Source organism: Agrobacterium sp. K11, assembly GCF_059429395.1.
This window is the reverse complement of the sequence record NZ_JCAHRB010000004.1, coordinates 331428-348003: the sequence shown is the minus strand read 5'-3', so window position 1 is coordinate 348003 and position 16576 is coordinate 331428. Positions and strand designations below refer to the sequence as shown.

General features: G+C 61.3%; 16 protein-coding genes. 6 read left to right on the top strand and 10 right to left on the bottom strand.

Annotated features, from left to right (window positions below):
• Positions 1–180 precede the first annotated feature (180 nt).
• Complete coding sequence (locus AC5SEO_RS11345) at positions 181–1494, top strand: MFS transporter (protein ID WP_065659143.1); 1314 nt, start codon at positions 181–183, stop codon at positions 1492–1494.
• A gap of 33 nt (positions 1495–1527) precedes the next feature.
• On the opposite strand, the gene AC5SEO_RS11340 is transcribed toward AC5SEO_RS11345, so the two are convergent.
• The 5 genes from AC5SEO_RS11340 to AC5SEO_RS11320 form a co-directional block, all read right to left on the bottom strand.
• A complete protein-coding gene (locus AC5SEO_RS11340; RefSeq protein WP_174068562.1) occupies positions 1528–1941 on the bottom strand; it encodes a GNAT family N-acetyltransferase in 414 nt (137 codons plus the stop codon).
• An 87-nt stretch (positions 1942–2028) separates the two neighbouring features.
• Positions 2029–4116, bottom strand: a complete 2088-nt coding sequence (locus AC5SEO_RS11335) for a hypothetical protein (protein ID WP_174068561.1) — start codon at positions 4114–4116, stop codon at positions 2029–2031.
• 1 nt (position 4117) lies between these two features.
• Complete coding sequence (locus AC5SEO_RS11330; RefSeq protein ID WP_174068560.1) at positions 4118–6928, bottom strand: DUF4159 domain-containing protein; 2811 nt, start codon at positions 6926–6928, stop codon at positions 4118–4120.
• Complete coding sequence (locus AC5SEO_RS11325; RefSeq protein ID WP_174068559.1) at positions 6925–7839, bottom strand: DUF58 domain-containing protein; 915 nt, start codon at positions 7837–7839, stop codon at positions 6925–6927. The genes AC5SEO_RS11330 and AC5SEO_RS11325 overlap by 4 nt, the downstream gene beginning before the upstream one ends.
• Before the next feature lie 111 nt (positions 7840–7950).
• Positions 7951–8961, bottom strand: a complete 1011-nt coding sequence (locus AC5SEO_RS11320; RefSeq protein WP_003513541.1) for an AAA family ATPase — start codon at positions 8959–8961, stop codon at positions 7951–7953.
• A 175-nt stretch (positions 8962–9136) separates the two neighbouring features.
• Between AC5SEO_RS11320 and AC5SEO_RS11315 the strand changes: the two genes are divergently transcribed.
• The 3 genes from AC5SEO_RS11315 to AC5SEO_RS11305 are packed head-to-tail and all read left to right on the top strand — an operon-like array spanning position 9137 to position 11654.
• Positions 9137–9766: a DUF1285 domain-containing protein gene (locus AC5SEO_RS11315; protein WP_013636611.1), complete on the top strand. Its 630-nt coding sequence runs from the start codon at positions 9137–9139 to the stop codon at positions 9764–9766.
• A complete protein-coding gene (locus AC5SEO_RS11310) occupies positions 9763–10401 on the top strand; it encodes an NUDIX hydrolase (protein WP_003513539.1) in 639 nt (212 codons plus the stop codon). Before AC5SEO_RS11315 ends, AC5SEO_RS11310 begins: the two co-directional genes overlap by 4 nt.
• Positions 10398–11654: a CCA tRNA nucleotidyltransferase gene (locus AC5SEO_RS11305; protein WP_174068558.1), complete on the top strand. Its 1257-nt coding sequence runs from the start codon at positions 10398–10400 to the stop codon at positions 11652–11654. The genes AC5SEO_RS11310 and AC5SEO_RS11305 overlap by 4 nt, the downstream gene beginning before the upstream one ends.
• 26 nt (positions 11655–11680) lie before the next feature.
• Here the strand turns inward: AC5SEO_RS11305 and AC5SEO_RS11300 are convergent, their stop codons facing one another.
• From AC5SEO_RS11300 to hemF, 3 genes are all read right to left on the bottom strand, one after another.
• Positions 11681–11866 (bottom strand): DUF1059 domain-containing protein, encoded by a 186-nt coding sequence (locus AC5SEO_RS11300; protein WP_003513537.1) that lies wholly within the window; start codon positions 11864–11866, stop codon positions 11681–11683.
• A gap of 119 nt (positions 11867–11985) precedes the next feature.
• The gene (locus AC5SEO_RS11295; RefSeq protein WP_003513532.1) at positions 11986–12252 is read right to left on the bottom strand and encodes a hypothetical protein; all 267 of its coding nucleotides are present in this window, start codon (positions 12250–12252) and stop codon (positions 11986–11988) included.
• Between the two features lie 122 nt (positions 12253–12374).
• A complete protein-coding gene (hemF, locus tag AC5SEO_RS11290) occupies positions 12375–13286 on the bottom strand; it encodes an oxygen-dependent coproporphyrinogen oxidase (protein ID WP_003513531.1) in 912 nt (303 codons plus the stop codon).
• 129 nt (positions 13287–13415) lie between these two features.
• Between hemF and AC5SEO_RS11285 the strand changes: the two genes are divergently transcribed.
• Positions 13416–13691: a hypothetical protein gene (locus AC5SEO_RS11285; RefSeq protein WP_003513530.1), complete on the top strand. Its 276-nt coding sequence runs from the start codon at positions 13416–13418 to the stop codon at positions 13689–13691.
• Positions 13692–13694: 3 nt separating this feature from the next.
• Here AC5SEO_RS11285 and AC5SEO_RS11280 read toward each other — a convergent pair whose 3' ends face one another.
• Entirely contained in the window at positions 13695–15347 is a 1653-nt protein-coding gene (locus tag AC5SEO_RS11280) for a Na/Pi cotransporter family protein (RefSeq protein WP_019565202.1), read from the bottom strand.
• Between the two features lie 172 nt (positions 15348–15519).
• Positions 15520–15993, bottom strand: a complete 474-nt coding sequence (locus AC5SEO_RS11275; protein WP_003513525.1) for a tRNA (cytidine(34)-2'-O)-methyltransferase — start codon at positions 15991–15993, stop codon at positions 15520–15522.
• Positions 15994–16218: 225 nt separating this feature from the next.
• Here AC5SEO_RS11275 and AC5SEO_RS11270 point away from each other — a divergent pair, with 225 nt between their 5' ends.
• Complete coding sequence (locus tag AC5SEO_RS11270; RefSeq protein ID WP_174068557.1) at positions 16219–16374, top strand: hypothetical protein; 156 nt, start codon at positions 16219–16221, stop codon at positions 16372–16374.
• The last annotated feature ends 202 nt before the right edge of the window (positions 16375–16576 follow it).

Genomic DNA, 16576 nt, shown 5'->3' with positions numbered 1-16576 from the left:
ACGACTGACTTGATGAGGGACGGGGCGTTGAGTCGCCCATATACTGGCCGGTTATTTCGCTAAAGATGACGGGATGGTGTTCTGCCTTGAAACCATGCATCGTACTTCGCAAAATTCAATTCCGTTTCTTTCCCCTATGCGATAGCACTCGATAGTCGATTTCGGCACGGGGGCGAGCATATGACGGCAATCACCATGAACGATGCGCTGGAACGCGCAGGTGCGGGCGCCTATCAGCGGCGGTTGATGGGTATTTTCGGCCTCGTCTGGGCAGCGGATGCCATGCAGGTGCTGGCGGTCGGCTTCACTGCCGCCTCGATTGCCCTAACGTTTGGCCTGACTGTTCCGCAGGCCCTTCAAACCGGAACGGCCTTCTTTTTTGGCATGCTTTTAGGTGCTGCCGGTTTCGGGCGTCTGGCGGACCGTTACGGTCGCCGCCGTGTGTTGATCGTCACCGTGGCCTGCGATGCCGTGTTCGGTGTGCTTTCCGTCTTTGCGCCGAACTTTGCCATTCTTCTTGTGCTGCGTTTTTTAACGGGTGCGGCTGTCGGCGGCACCCTGCCGGTGGATTATGCGATGATGGCGGAATTCCTGCCCGCAAAGAACCGGGGGCGCTGGCTGGTTATGCTGGAAGGCTTCTGGGCCATCGGAACCCTGATCGTGGCGCTTGCAGCGTGGGGTGCGAGCCTTGCCGGTGTTGCCGATGCCTGGCGTTATATTTTCGCGGTTACGGCTTTCCCAGCCGTTGTGGGTCTGGGTTTACGGTTCATGGTGCCCGAATCGCCGCTTTACCTCGTGCGGAGAGGTCGATCGGACGAAGCCAAGGTCATCGTCAACCGCATGCTGGTGGTAAACGGCCGCGCGCCACTTGATGCCGGGACAGGGCTTTTTCAGCCGGAGGTTTCAAAAGGGCAGGGGATATTTTCGCCGGCGCTCAGACAGCGCAGCATCATGATCCTTGCCATCTGGTTCCTTGTCTCCGTTTCCTATTATGGCGTCTTCACATGGATGCCGGCAAAACTGGCGGGAGACGGTTTCGGCTTCGTGCGCGGTTATGGTTTCCTCGTGCTGGTGGCACTGGCGCAGATCCCCGGTTATGCGCTTGCCGCCTATGGCGTTGAAAAATGGGGCCGCAAGCCGACGCTGATCGGTTTCTGCCTGCTGTCCGCCCTCGGTTGCCTGCTCTTCACGCTCGCTACAGGCGGCGCAATGATCGCCACATCGCTTCTGATCATGAGCTTTGCGCTGCTTGGCACCTGGGGTGCGCTTTATGCCTTCACGCCCGAATTGTACCCGACGGAATCGCGTGCGACCGGCATGGGGGCTGCGGGCGCCATGGCAAGGCTGGGCGGCCTTCTGGCGCCGTCGTTGCTGGGTTATGCCATCGCGCAGGGCTTCGGTTTCGCCATCGGCATTTTCGCCGGGCTGCTGGTGCTGGCTGCGATTGCCGCAACGATGATCAATGCGGAAACGCGGCGGGTGGCGCTCTCCTGACACTGCCGCGCCAACCGCTTTCTCTCGAACGGATTAGAAACGCTTTTCAAGCCATGTGATCGCCTGGCCGCTAGAGAGCGGGGCAAGCGAGCCGATCCTGTTGAAACCGCAGCGCTCATAAAGCCTCAGCGCATCCGGGTTCATCGTGTCGATGTAAGCGCCGATGCAGCCGCGCTTTTTCGCTTCCTCTTCCGCCATGCCGAGAAGCTTCGCGCCTGTGCCCTGACCGCGTAAGGTCTCGGGGATGAAGAGAAGCTGCACATAAAGCCAGCCGCGGCCGGTATAGCCGACAAGACCGCCGGTGACGGTGTTCTCATCGTCGCGGATTGTGATGATGAGTTCGCGTTTGTCGCTTTCGCCAAAACGGGCGAGATTATAGGCCACCAGGGGATCGCGGATGGCCTTTTCAGCTTCTGCATCCGCGATGTCGCTCAAAACGAAATTCATGATTATCTTTCCCAGGTCGCCGAGCGGCGGCCGTTTCTCGTTTCCACTGCGAGACGTGAAAGCGCCTGAGCTTCCACCGGAAAGTTCCTACCGGCCCTCACGCCACCAGAGCGCGGAGAAAGCAAGGAGCAGGGCGGCAAGCCCGGCAAAACCGGCAAACAGCGGCAGGGTGTTGACACCTTTCAGCACCGTCTCGTCGGTCATGCGTATCAGCATGCGATCCTCATCGGCAACCCTGATATCGCCCCTGACAGGCAGGATATCGGGTAGTGCCACGCGGCCCGAATTGTCGGCGACACGGTGCACGCTGCCCTTGGTAGCGTCGGCAAGCGGCTTCAGCGTTTCGGTTGTCGAAATCATTGCCTTGAATTCCGGCGCATCCACCGCGCCGACATGGACAAGCGTAGTGAAATCGCCGTTCTTGATTTCGAACAGGCCGGTCTCGTCCATGCGACGCTCGATCTTGTAAAGACCGGGCTCGGTATTGTTGAAGGCCATGTTTTCGGTTTTGCCAGAGGGGAAATGCACGCTTGCCTGACCGGGGTCGTCGCCGATGGTCTGGCGGGTAATTTGCAATGTGCGGCCGTTGGCGCGCGCCGTCAGCGCCTCTTCCTCAAGCTCCGGTTCCTTCATCAGCCAGTGGGCGATACGCCGGTAAAGTGCCACATGCGGGCCGCCGCCTTCGTAGCCACGCGCCCAAAGCCAGCCTTGATCGGAAAGCAGCATGGCGACACGGCCTTCACCTTGGCGGTTCAGCACCAGCAGCGGGTCCTGCCCGTCACCCAGCATCACGGTCTGGCCCTGCGGCGGCTCGACGCTGACGGTGCGGAACCAGCGGCCCCAGTGCGGCGGCTCATCGCCCGACCCTTCCAGCCCACGGGTAACGGGGTGTTTCTTGCCCGCTTCCGAGAGGCGGGGATAAAAGGCGGACTGATGCACCTGGCCTGTCGGCTGGGCCGGCAGCACGGATGCAAGCGGCGTCATGGCGATCGAATCCTGACCGGCATGTTCCGGGCCGGCTGCGATCAAGAGCGCGCCGCCCTTTTCGACATATTGCGCGATGTAATCGTAATAGAGGATCGGCAGCACGCCGCGATGTTGGTAGCGGTCAAAGATAATGAGGTCGAAATCCTCGATCTTTTCCACGAACAATTCGCGTGTGGGGAATGCGATCAGCGACAGCTCGTTGATCGGCGTACCGTCCTGTTTTTCCGGCGGGCGCAGAATGGTGAAATGCACCAGATCAACCGAGGCGTCGGATTTCAGGAGGTTGCGCCAGGCGCGCTCGCCCGCATGCGGCTCGCCGGAGACCAGCAGCACGCGAAGGTTCTGGCGGATGCCTTCGATCAGGTGAACCGCACGGTTGTTCGCGGCCGTCACTTCGCCGGGAAGCTCGGCGACGGAAAATTCCATGACATTGTTGCCGCCGCGCGGAACCTTGAAAGTGAAGGGTGTCGGCTGGCCGGGTGTGGCCTGCAAGGTGGCGATTTCTTCGCCGTTCATCTTCACGGTTACTTCCGCCGAGCCACCGCCTGCGGCTGCACGGCCATCATCGAAGACGCGCAGCGTCAGTTGCTGTTCCTCGTTGACGATGCCAAAGCGGGGCGCGCGGACTATCTCGATACGGCGGTCGAATTCATCGGCCTTGCCGGTGATCAGCCCGTGGAGGGGAGCGCGGAAACCAAGCGCCTGTTCGGCATTGGGCAGAGCATTCGGAATATCGTGGATCTGGCCATCGCTGAGGAAAATCGCACCGCCGACGCGGGAGGGTGAAACATCCGAGACGGCGGAGGAGAGGGCCGAGAAAAGCTGCGTCGAAGGTGAATCGCTCTCACCATCATCACGCACTTCCACGATGCGCGGTTCGATGCGCGGGAAGCGCGACAGCCGGTCTCTCAGCGCGGCAAGCGCCGTATCCGTCATCTGCGGTCGGTCCTGCACGTCCTGGCTCTGCGATCGATCGACGATAACGGGGACGATTGTGGAGAGAGGCTCGCGTTCCTCCTGCGTCAAAAGCGGATTGGCGATGGCGGCAAGCAGGGCGACAAGCGCCAGCCCGCGCAGCCATGCGCCGCGCACGCCGCGCCACAGGCCGATGAAGGAGAGGAGAAGGGCGGCGACGGCCAGAACGGCAATCACGATCCACGGCAGGAAGGGGGCGAATGTCAATGTCATGTCACTGCCCCAACCGTTCGAGAAGTGCTGGAACGTGTACCTGATCGGCCTTGTAGTTGCCGGTCAGCATATACATCATGATATTGACGCCAGAGCGAAACGCATGTTCGCGCTGCAACTCGTCCGGCGGCACAGTGGGCAGCACCGGTGCGCCCTGCGCATCGACGGCCCATGCGCCGGCAAAATCATTGCCTGTTATCATGATCGGCGTCACGCCATCGCCGGAGGAAGAGAGGCCGGAGGTAGTCTTTGCCGCCCCCTGGCGCGATTCCACCCAGAGCGGCGAGCCGTTGTAACGGCCGGGGAAATTGGTGAGCAGGTAGAAAGACCGCGTCAGGACGTGGTCTTCCGGCACGGGCTCCAGCGGCGGAATATCGATATTGGCGAGGATCGCCTGCAAACGTTCGCCATTGGGGCTGGTCGCGCCAGTGTCGAGCGACGAAAACTGATCGCGCGTGTCGAACAGAACGGTGCCACCGGCGCGCATATAGGCATCGATACGCGATATGGCAGCGCTCGACGGCATGGGGGCGGAGGCCGACACCGGCCAGTAGATGATCGGGTAAAAGGATAATTCATCCTTGGATATGTCGAGGCCGACCGGCCGGCCGGGCTCCAGCGTCGTGCGCCAGGTCAGGAATTCGCTCAACCCCTGCAAACCCTGTTCGGAAATGCGGTCGACATCGTCCTCGCCGGTGCGGACATAGGCGAGATGCGTCGTGTCCAGCCGCTCGAAAATCTGCTCGTCACCGGGTTTGGGGTCGTCGGCGCGCGCATCGCTCGGGGACATCGCGGCGAAGGCGCCAATGGCCAGCAGCACGGTGGCAGCTGTGGCGCTGCGGGCTTTCGGCAGGCGTGCGAAGGCGCCGTTCATGAAGAGCACGATGAGACTGTCGGCAATCAACATCAGGAAGGCGGCGATGAACAAGGCCGGGCGCAGCGATTTTGCCGTTTCGCCGATCAGTGCCTCGCTGGTGGTGTTGACACCGGCGAGCGAGGTATCGAGCGGGCGAAGCGTGGCGCCAGCCGGTAGAAGATTGAGAGCCACGAAACCATCCTCTGTGCCATAAAGGCCGGGGGGATTGTCGAAACCGGTGCGGGGAGCTTGACCGGGGCGCATTTCCAACGGCCGGGCGGAGCCGACATCGGCTGACAAAGCACCTTCGGCCGTCAGTAGCCGGAAGGGCGGTAATGCTGCGGCCGGGGCATTCGCGGAGGTGGAAGCACCGCCTGCCTTGGACAATTGCACGATACGGCGCAACATATCGACGAAGTGGCCTGATATCGGCAGGTCGGACCAGCTTGCCTCGGCGCTGACATGGAACAGCACGATGCGGCCCGCTTCGACATTGCGGGTGGTGACGAGTGGCGTGCCGTCGGCAAGGCTCGCCCAGGTGCGCTCGGCAAGGTCGGGTGTCGGTTCGGCAAGAACCTGCCGTTTTACGAGCACGCCATCGGCCTTCGGCATTCCGGCAAAGGCGCCGAAATTCGGGAAATCGGCAAGCGGCTGTGGCTCGGCCCATGAGAGCGCGCCGCCAAGTGCGCGTTCACCCTGCCGCAACGTCACCGGCACCAGCGGATCATTGGTGGGGGCTGCGGCAAGGCGCGGTCCGGCAAAACGGATCAGCGTGCCGCCGGCGGCAAGCCAGCGCTGCATCGGCTCATAGGTCTCCTGCGGCAGACGTCCGATATCGGCCATGACGATGACGGAAGGATTGGATTGCAGGATTTCCGGGATCGCCTGCGCAAGATCTGCCTGTCGTTGCGGGATGAGATCGACAAAAGGCTGAAGGGCGCGGCTGATGTAATAAAGCGGCTGCAGAAGCGGCTGGAAATCATTGCCGGTTTCACCGGCCAGCAGCGCCACGCGGCGGCGGCGGAAACCGTCATCCAGAAGATGCACCGCGCCCGCCGTCGAAACTGCCTCGATGGAGAGGCGGGCGAAGTCGTTGCGCAATTCGAAAGGCGCTTCCACCGTCGCCGTCGTTTCCGCTTCGCCGGGGGCGAAACTGGCGGTGCCAGTGGCAAGGATGCGGCCCTGGCTGTCCTGCGCATTGACGGTCAACCGGCTGGGGGAGGCCGTGTCGAGCCGCGATAGCGTGACGCTCATCGCATCGGCATTGTTGGCGGCGCCGGTAATGGCGGCGATGGATTTCCCATCACCCGTGACGATGCGGAACTCGGCAGCTGAGAGGCTGGCCAGCGTTTTGAGTGCGCTTTCATCCTGCGCGGTGGCAACGCCGTCGGCAATATAGGCGAGCGTGCCGGGGGAGGTGCCGTTGAGCGCCTCGGTAATGGCTTCCGCCGTGCGCACGCGGTCCGGCGCAAGAGGCTTCGGCTTGGCGGCGGCGAGCTTGTCCAGCGCCACCGCCGTGGTGGCCGGCACGGCGTCGTGTTCGGCATCTGCGGTGAAGCTGATGGAAACGGGGCGATCAGCCCTTTCCGCGTCGCCGATCAGGGCCTGAGCGGTTTCGACGCGTCTCTGCCAATCAGTTGCGGAGGCCCAGCTATTATCGACCACAAGCACCAGGGGACCAGTGCCGGCAATGCTGTTGTTGCGGGGGTTCACCACCGGATCGGCCAGCGCGAAAATCACGGCGGCGGCGAGCGCGATGCGCAGCAATGTCAGCCACCACGGGCTTTTCGAGGGCGTTTCCTCGCGCTTCAGCACGGTGGCCAGAATTTTCAGCGGCGGAAAAACCTCTGCCTTGGGGCGCGGCGGGGTGAGCCGCAGCAGCCACCAGATGGCTGGAAGCGCCAGAAGGCCGAAGAGAATATAGGGGCTGGTGAAGACGAAGGGCAATGCGCTCATCGGTTGCCACCGCCTTGCGCGGGCGCACCGGACAAATACATGTGAACAGCCACAAGCGCCTCGGAGGCTAGATGATCGGTGCGGTGAAACACGAAATTCCAGCCTAGACGGCGCAGCGACGAAGACAGCGCTTCGCGGCGGGCGAGATAGGCGCGGGTATAATCCTCGCGAATGGTTTCCGCGCGGCCGGAGACGAGTTTTTCACCGGTTTCCGGGTCGGTAAATTCGGTGCGGCCCGAATAGGGGAAGGTTTCTTCGGCCGGATCGGCGATTTCCACCACATGGCCGCGCAAGCCGCGCCGCGCGAGTGGCGAAATCCGCTCCATGACGTTTTTCGCATCGTCGAGAAAATCGCCTATGAGGACGATGTCGCTTGCACCGCGGATCATGCCCGTTTCCGGCATGCCTGTGGTGAGCGGCGCGTGCATGATGGCGGCAGCCAGACGTTCGGCGGCGTTTCTGGCCGAGATGGGCTCCATGATACCGGGACAACCTATGCGCTCGCCCGAGTGGGCGAGGATTTCCGCCAGCGCCAGCATCAGCACCAATGCGCGGCTTTCCTTGGAGACGGAGCCGAGGGTGGATTTGAACATCATTGACGGCGACATGTCGGCCCACAGCCAGATGGTGTGGGCAGCTTCCCATTCCCGATCGCGCACATAGGTGTGGTCGTCGCGGGCCGAGCGTCGCCAGTCGATACGCGACAGGCTCTCGCCTTCGGCATAGGGGCGGAACTGCCAGAAATTCTCGCCGATGCCGCGCTTGCGCCGCCCGTGCCAGCCGGCGGTGACGGTGTTGGCGATGCGCTTGGCTTCGACCATGCAGTCCGGCACCAGTGCGGCACGCTGGCGCGCGCGCGCCAGGACTTCGCTACCCGGTGTCTTATCTACGATCTGGCCGATGGATGCCACAGGCACTCCTTTCGAGAAAGCTTAGGCAGATGTCAGAGCGGCGGGCCGCTCCGAGTTTTTGTCGAGCATCGGATTTTCCGAAAACAGCGTCACACTTTTCGGTCCGATGCCTTAGTTCTTCGCCTGCTCCACAAGGGCTGCGATGACATCGCGCACCGACATGCCTTCGGCGCGGGCGGCGAATGTCAGCGCCATGCGGTGCTCCAGCACCGGTTCGGCCAGCGCATAGACATCGTCCAGCGACGGCGCGAGCCTGCCTTCGTAAAGCGCGCGGGCGCGTGCCGTCAGCATCAGGGACTGGCCGGCGCGGGGACCCGGGCCCCAGACAACGTGTTTGTCGGTCAATTTGTTGCCGTGGCCGGGGCGGGCAGAGCGGACAAGCGAAAGGATCGCGTCCACAACCTTGTCGCTGACCGGCATCTGGCGGATGAGCGCCTGGATTTCCATCATGCGTTCGGCGTCGATAACCTTGCGTGCCTCGCCCGATGCGGTGCCTGTCGTGTCGAGCAATATCTGGCGTTCGGCAGCAAGCTCGGGATAGCCGACATCCACCTGCAGCAGGAAGCGGTCGAGCTGCGCTTCAGGCAGTGGATAGGTGCCTTCCTGTTCCAGCGGGTTCTGGGTTGCGAGAACGTGGAAGGGTTTCGGCAGATCGTAACGCTGGCCGGCCATGGTGATGTGATATTCCTGCATGGCCTGCAGCAGCGCGGACTGCGTGCGCGGGCTGGCGCGGTTGATTTCATCCGCCATCAGCAATTGCGCAAACACCGGACCTTTTATGAAGCGGAAGGAGCGCCGCCCGTTTTCATCCTGATCCATGACTTCGGAGCCGAGAATATCCGATGGCATGAGGTCCGGTGTGAACTGGATGCGGTTGGCATCGAGCCCGAGAACCGTTCCAAGCGTGGTGACGAGCTTGGTTTTGGCAAGGCCAGGAACGCCGACAAGCAAGGCGTGGCCGCCCGAGAGTATGGCGAGAAGCGTGTTCTGCACCACTTTTTCCTGGCCGAAGATGACCTTGGATACCTCCGCGCGGATCGCGGCAATATCCGAAAGCGCCTTTTCGGCCGAGGCGACGATGGCTTTTTCGTCGAGGGTTTCGCCGGTATTCATCACGCCCATGTCGCTCTCCTCATACCTTTGCCGCCGACCCATTCCTGCCCCGATCTTGATCGCCATTGGCCGGGGCGGATTTCGCGCTGCAACTAGCTTATTGCTCTCTTGGCCGCTGACAAGCGCCATTCGAATGACTATGTCGTGACTTAGTATTTCCTTATCGGCAAAGCGAGACTCGAATATGGCAGCGGAGACGATAAATTCGGCAAGCGATGCAGCAGGGCTGGCGGCGATGATTTCCCGCGCCGCCGAGCAGACCGGCGACGCCAAACGTGGACCTGCGCCGGTGGAGCGCTGGAATCCCCCCTTTTGCGGCGATCTCGACATGGAAATCCGCGCAGACGGCACCTGGTTCTACATGGGTACGCCCATTGGCCGGGCGCCGCTGGTGCGGCTGTTTTCCACGGTCCTGCGCAAGGATGACGACGGCAAGACCTATCTTGTAACTCCTGTGGAAAAAGTCGGCATCCGCGTGGTGGATGCTCCTTTCGTGGCCGTCGAGATGAAGGTGACGGCGGGCGAGAAGGATGGCGGGCCGCTGCTGACCTTCCGCACCAATGTCGGCGATGTGGTGGAGGCCGGGCCGGAGCATCCGCTACGCTTTACGATTTTCGGAGAAAACCGCGAATTGAAACCCTATATTCTGGTGCGCGGCAGGCTGGAGGCGCTCGTCTCGCGGGCGGTGATGTATGATCTCGTGGCACTCGGCGAGGTGATCGATGTGGACGGCGTCGAGATGTTTGCGGTGCGCTCGGGCGGGGTTGTCTTTCCCGTGATGCCCGCCAATGAACTGGAACGGCTTTCGCAATGACAATGACGACAACCCGCCTTGAAACTTTTACCGCCGCCGATTTCCGCCGCCGGGTGCTGGAGGAAGGCGAGGGCGTGGCGGAACGCGAGAATGGCGATCATCTGCTCAATCCGGGCGTGGTGCTTTCGGGAAACGGCATAAGGCTAAAGGACGCCGCCGTGCTGGTGCCTGTCATCGACGACGGCAACGAAGCGCGGGTGATCTTCACCCAGCGCACCGCAACCCTGCGCAAACATTCCGGCCAGATTTCCTTTCCGGGCGGTGGCATCGATGCCGGGGACCGCACACCGGAAGAGGCGGCCCTGCGCGAGACGGAAGAGGAGATCGGCCTCTCGCGATCTTTCGTGGAAACAGTCGGGCGTCTGCCGGATTACATTTCCGGTACCGGTTTTCGCATCAAGCCGGTGCTGTCGGTCGTTCGTCCCGGCTTTGACCTGACGCTCAATCCCACGGAAGTGGATGAGGTTTTCGAGGTGCCGCTGTCTTTCCTGATGGACCCAGCCAATCACGGGCGCGGCAGTCGCATCTTTCAGGGGAAGGAGCGGTTTTTCTACGAAATGCCCTATGGCGAGCGCTACATTTGGGGCATTACGGCGGGCATCGTACGGACGATTTACGAGAGGTTTTATTCATGAGCAGCCTTGCCGGGCGGGACTGGTTTGAAAAGCCGGCGCTGAAGCGCATCTTCGCGCTGTTGAACGCCGATGGCGGCGAGGTGCGGATCGTCGGCGGCGCCGTGCGCAATGCACTGATGGAACAGCCGGTCGTCGATGTCGATATGGCGACGACGCTTACCCCCGATGTGGTGGTTGAGCGCGCCAAGGCGGCGGGCATCAAGGCGGTACCGACCGGCATTGAACACGGCACGGTGACGCTGGTGATCGACGGCGAGGGTTTCGAGGTGACGACGCTGCGCCGCGATGTCGAGACCAATGGCCGCCATGCGCAGGTCGCTTTTGGCACAGACTGGCAGATCGATGCCGAACGGCGCGATCTCACCATCAACGCACTTTACGCTGACGAGAAGGGCAAGATCATCGACCTCATCGATGGCCTTCCCGACATTGAAACCGGCACGGTGCGTTTCATCGGCGATGCGGCAATGCGGATTTCGGAAGATTATCTGCGGATTCTTCGCTTCTTCCGCTTTTTCGCCCATTATGGTTCCGGTCGTCCCGATGCCGATGGCTTGCGCGCCAGTGCGCGAGCCAAGGACAAGCTGGGGACGCTCTCGGCCGAGCGGGTGTGGAGCGAGCTGAAAAAGCTGCTTTCCGCGCGCGATCCCTCCCGCGCCTTGCTGTGGATGCGGCAATCCGGCGTGTTGGCGGAAATTCTTCCCGAAACGGAAAAATGGGGTATCGACGCCATTCACGGGCTGGTGGCAACCGAACAGGCGCTTGGCTGGACAGTTGACCCGATGCTGCGGCTCGCTGCGATAGTGCCGCCCGACAGGGAGAGGCTAGCGGCGCTTGCTGCGCGGCTGCGGCTGTCCAAGGCTGAAGCTGCATATCTCGCCCACTGGGCTTCCGCGCCGGTGATCGAGCCGGAGATGAAGGAGACGGCGCTCGACCGGCTGCTTTACCGGCAGGGCGTTGACGGTGTGAAGACGCGGCTGAAACTGGCGCTTGCCTCGGCCCGCGCCGACCTTTCAGGCGGTGAGGCGGCGATGCAGAAAGTCGCGCGGCTTTCGACGCTGCTGACGAGAGCGAATAAGTTCCACAAACCCGGCTTTCCGCTGAGCGGCGCTGATGTGATGGCCGCGGGCGTGGAGTCCGGTCCGAAGGTAGGCGAGGTGCTGAAAAGCCTCGAAGAAAAGTGGATCGACGTCAATTTCTCGCTAGACCGGGCAGCGCTGACCGCCCGGCTGAAGGATATGCTGGAGAATTGAGATCGCAGTGCCGGAGGCGTTGCGGCTCAGGCCGCGTTTGCCTCGTCGCGGATGCGGGATTTGATGTTTTCGATCATGTTTTCGCGGATGATGGTTTCGCCGTGGGCCGATCGCATATGTTCCACGGTGCGGCGTACGACTTCCGCGTCGTCATCCGCGCGGGTGTGCCAGGCACAGCCGGGCACGAGCGTTCCACATTCAAACAGTCTCATGGTCTTGCCTCCCTGTTTTAGACAGAGGGACAGCCTGCAAATGCCTGCTGTCCCTCTGACAAGAAACGAACGGTCGCCGCTAATGTTCCAGAGCGGCGTCCGCTGACCCTGTTCAGGCCCTATTCGGGCATCGCCCAGCACTGGAAAACAGAGGATGTGCCGGCTGCCGGGATTTTTGTACGAGGCATTTCGTCATTGTCGGCCCGCGTCACCGCTTTTCCGGCAAGCGTGCGTTTTACTTGTTCGACATAAAAGGAATGCGGCAGTTCGCGATCGCCGGTGGCACGCATTTCCGCTGCCATGCGGTCGATCAAATCAGGGGTATCGATGGAATGCGAGGCTCCCTCAGCGGAAGCGGATATAGGCATGCTGTTCGAAGTAATCATGACGATAGCTCCTCCAGTACGTCTGCACGCAGGAGATTATCATTGCCTTTATTTTTCCATAAGTCCTAATTTGCGCGATTTGCGCCCAAATTCCTGACGGGCGTCAAATTTACGTGAGTATTTCAGGGCCAGCGGACCACGGGCGGCAGGGAAGACAGAATCGATTCGACATTGCCGCCGGTCTTGAGGCCGAAGATCGTGCCGCGGTCGTAAAGCAGGTTGAATTCCACATAGCGGCCACGGCGAATAAGCTGCTCGTCGCGGTCCTCTTCCGTCCAGGGCTGGTTGAAGTTGGACCGCACGATTTTTGGGTAGACCAGGTTGAAGGCGCGGCCAACATCCTGCACGAAGGCGAAATTGGCGTCCCAGCCGCCCTTTTCCTCTTCCGGGTGCAGCCAGTCGAAAAAGATGCCGCCGGTGCCGCGCGGCTCGTTGCGGTGCTTGAGGAAGAAGTACTCGTCGCACCACGACTTGTAGCGCGGATAGTCGGCCACGGGATGGCGGTTACAGGTGATCTCGAAGCCGCGGTGGAAAAGCTGGGTGTCCGGATCCTGTTCCGTCCGCCGGCGTCCAAGCACGGGCGTCAGGTCCGCGCCGCCGCCGAACCAGTGGCTGGTGGTGACGACCATGCGGGTATTCATATGAACAGCCGGCACATTGGGATTGACCGGATGGGCGATCAGCGAAATGCCCGAGGCCCAGAAGCTGGGGTCTTCTTCCGCACCCGGTATCTGCTGGCGGAATTCCGGCGAGAACTCACCATAGACGGTGGAGGTGTGGACGCCGACCTTTTCGAAGACGCGGCCCTCCATCATCGACATCTTGCCGCCGCCGCCCGCGCCATTGTCGCGCAGCCAGTCCTTCTGCACGAAGCGTCCCGGTTCCTGATCGGCGAGCGGGCCGCTCAGCTCGTCTTCAAGGGTTTCGAAGGAGGTAACGATGGTGTCGCGCAGATGCTGGAACCAGGCCTGGGCGGCGGCCTTCTTGTCTTCTATGTCCTCGGGCAAGCCCTTCGGCAAAGATGGCCGTTCCATGCATGTTCTCCTTTGGTGAAGTCGATTCCCTGTCGCATCTAGCAGGTGCTGGCCTTGCGCACAAATTCGACTCGCCAAGTTCACATGCGGGCACTATCTTTAGCGATGTAGGTGCCAGAGGTGAATATCATGACGAAATTTGCCGGACCGCCGCCCCTGGACGGGCTGAAGCGCAGGATCGCCAATCACCGCAAGGCGCGTGAAAGTGACGGCGGCGATCCGATGCGCAACGGCATGTTCGTGCGGCAGACCTTTTGTCTCAACCGTGAAGAAGCCCGTGCCAAGGCGCGCGAGTGGTTCGACAGTTTTCCGAAGGCCGCCTATTGGACCGAAGTGGAAAGCTGGCGGCAGCTGGAAGGCGACCGCATCGAATTCACCATGCGGCGGCTTCCTTCGGCAGACTAAGCTTTAAGCACGCGGTTCGGCGTAACGCAGGCGGCTTTCGATCAAAACGCCGCTTTCATCCAGAATGGGATGCGCCACAGACACGATATGGGCGTTTATGCGCTTCAGGTCGCGCAGCATGTCGAGATGCAGTGAACTCGTCTGCATGCTTTCCGTCAGCCCATCGCGCAGCCGCTCCAGATGGCGGTTGGACGACTGTTTTTCGAGGCGGCGTATATCCACCTTGCTTTCCATCAGCCGGCGGGCGAGATCGAAATCGCCGGTCACCAGAATGCTCTGGGCGGCCCGCAGATTTTCGATTGTCATGTCGAACAGCGTCTTCAACTCCTCATAACCGTCGTCGGAAAATTTGAAGCTGTTCAGCACCTTCTTGCGGATCTGCTCGCAAATGCCTTTTTCGATGATGTCGCCGATATGTTCGAGATTGATCGCGTAATCGATGATGGCGATCGAACGGCGCGCTTCGTCGTCTGCAAGCCCTTTGCGCCCAAGTTGGGAAAGATAGACCTTCACCTCCTGCTGACGGCGATCGACCTTCTTTTCGAGCAGGGACACCTCCTGAAGGGGTGCCAGATCATTATGCTTGAAGGCGTTTTCGGCGCGGATCAGCATGCGCTCGATAGCATCGCCGACGCTCAAGACCTCACGCGTGGCATTGGCGAGCGCCACAACAGGCGTATCCAGCGCCTGCTGATCGAGGAAATTCGGGCCATCTTCGGTTTTCGGATCGCCCGGCACCAGCTTTGCCATCAGGTCGGATATGAGGGCTGAGAAGGGCCAGGCAACCGCTGCCAGAATGACATTGAAGATGAGATGCGCATCAACAGGCAATTTGGCGGGCGAAAGCGGCAATTGCTGCAAAAGCGTTGCGCCATAGGATGCGAGTGGCATGGCGATGAGGCAGCCGATGGTGCGCACCACAAGGTTGCCGATGGTGATGCGCCGCGCCGAGGCCGGGCCGGAGAGCGTGGCGATGACCGGCGGAATGGCGCCGCCGAGATTGGCGCCGAGAATGAGAACGATGATGAGACCGGCGGACAGCGTGCCGGTAGCAGCAAGCGACAGGATAAGCACCACGACAGCGAGGCTGGAGGAGGAGACGAAGGCCAGCACGGCGGAGAAGATCAACGCGACGGGCCATGCGCCATCAAGCAGACCGATGAAGACGCCAAGGGCTGGCGAGGCACGCATCGGTTCGGTCGCGCCGCTCAACAGATGCAATGACAGAAGCATCAGGCCGATGCCGATGACCGCGGTTCCGCCACCTTGTCGGGCGTTTGAGCTACCCTTTTTGAGCACGATACCGGAGAGGATCAGCAGCGGCGACAGCCACTCCACACCGGCCGCGACAATCCAGGCGGTGACGGCGGTGCCGACATTGGCGCCGAGCAGCACGACCTGCGCCATGCGCGGCTTTATGAGATCGCGTTCTGCGAAGGAGGCGACGGTAAGCGCGGTTGCCGTCGAGCTTTGCAGCGCGACAGTGGCGAAAAAGCCGGAAAAGAAGGAACGCGGGCCGCTCTGGGTGCCCGTCGCCAATACACTTCGCAGTTTCATGCCGAAGGCACGGGTAACCCCGTCCTTGACCTGGGCAAGACCAAAGAGCAGCAGCGCGACTGCGCCGAGAAGGTTGACGATGACAATGGTGGATTGCATGCGACGTCTCCTCACACCCGCCGGCGGATGGCTGCGGCGAGGGCGATTTTTGTTGTCCGGCTAATAAGTATAGGAGCCTGAACGCCTTCGGTACAGGCCGGGTTGCGACAGTTTTGAAGCAAAAACGGTCAATTTTTGTATTTGCACGAAAAAATGGCGCTAAAAAAGGCGCTTAAGACCATGCGGTCTGGCGCAAAGCCTCGCCGGTGATCATCGCGGCGGACATTGCGACGTTGATGGAGCGCTGCCCCTCGACCATCGGGATGATGATTCGCTCCTGCGCCTTCTCATGCACGTGGTCTGGCACACCAGCACTTTCACGGCCGAAAAGCAGGATATCGTCGTGGCGATAGGCGATTTTCGTATAGGGCAGGGCGGCCTTGGTGGAGGCGAGAACGAGGCGGCGGCCGGTGGTTGCGCGCCACTCCTCAAACCGGTCCCAGCTGACGTGGCGCGTCAGCGCCGCCGCTGCGATATAATCCATGCCTGCCCTTTTCAGGTTGCGGTCGGAAATATCGAAACCGGCCGGCTCGATGATATCGACGCCGAGGCCGAGACAGGCCGCCAGCCGCAGGATCGTGCCGGTATTGCCGGGAATATCCGGCTGGTAGAGGGCAATCCTGATTTCGGGTCTGATATCGCTCATGGTCTTCTCACCGCGTTTGGAATGCCGGAGCGCTTATCACGGGCGGCGGGTTTGTGACAGATGCAGCCCGAGAGGACCGTTTCGAAGAGTGCCGTATTCATTCGCGTGACACACAGTCGGGCTACCCATTAACCAACGTGTCGTCAGGCCGATCCGGCATATCCGGTTGCGTCGGATCGGCGTTGTTTCGATCCGGGTTCCACGCAGCAAAAACAGGAAGATATCATGTCCGAACGGGTGAATTTCGTCCATTTGACCGACCTGCATGTGGGCAATCTGCAGGTGCAGGACGATGATCTCTATTCCGACACCTCGGCCACGCTGGCCGATGCTCTGGCGCAGATCAAGGCGCTCGGGCAGGCGCAGGACGCCGCCGAGTAAGCTGCGTATCCAGGCCTCACGACGGGCGGAGACCTTCGCGGGCCATCTCCGCCCGTTCGGCAGAATTGGTCGCAATCGAGAGCTTTTCTGACGCGTTCGGCATCTTTGCGGCTGGTCAACGATTAATTTTTGCGCTACAAGGCGACATCTTCAACACCAGCTAGGGAGGTTCTGATGCAAAATGACATTCGTATTCGCCTCC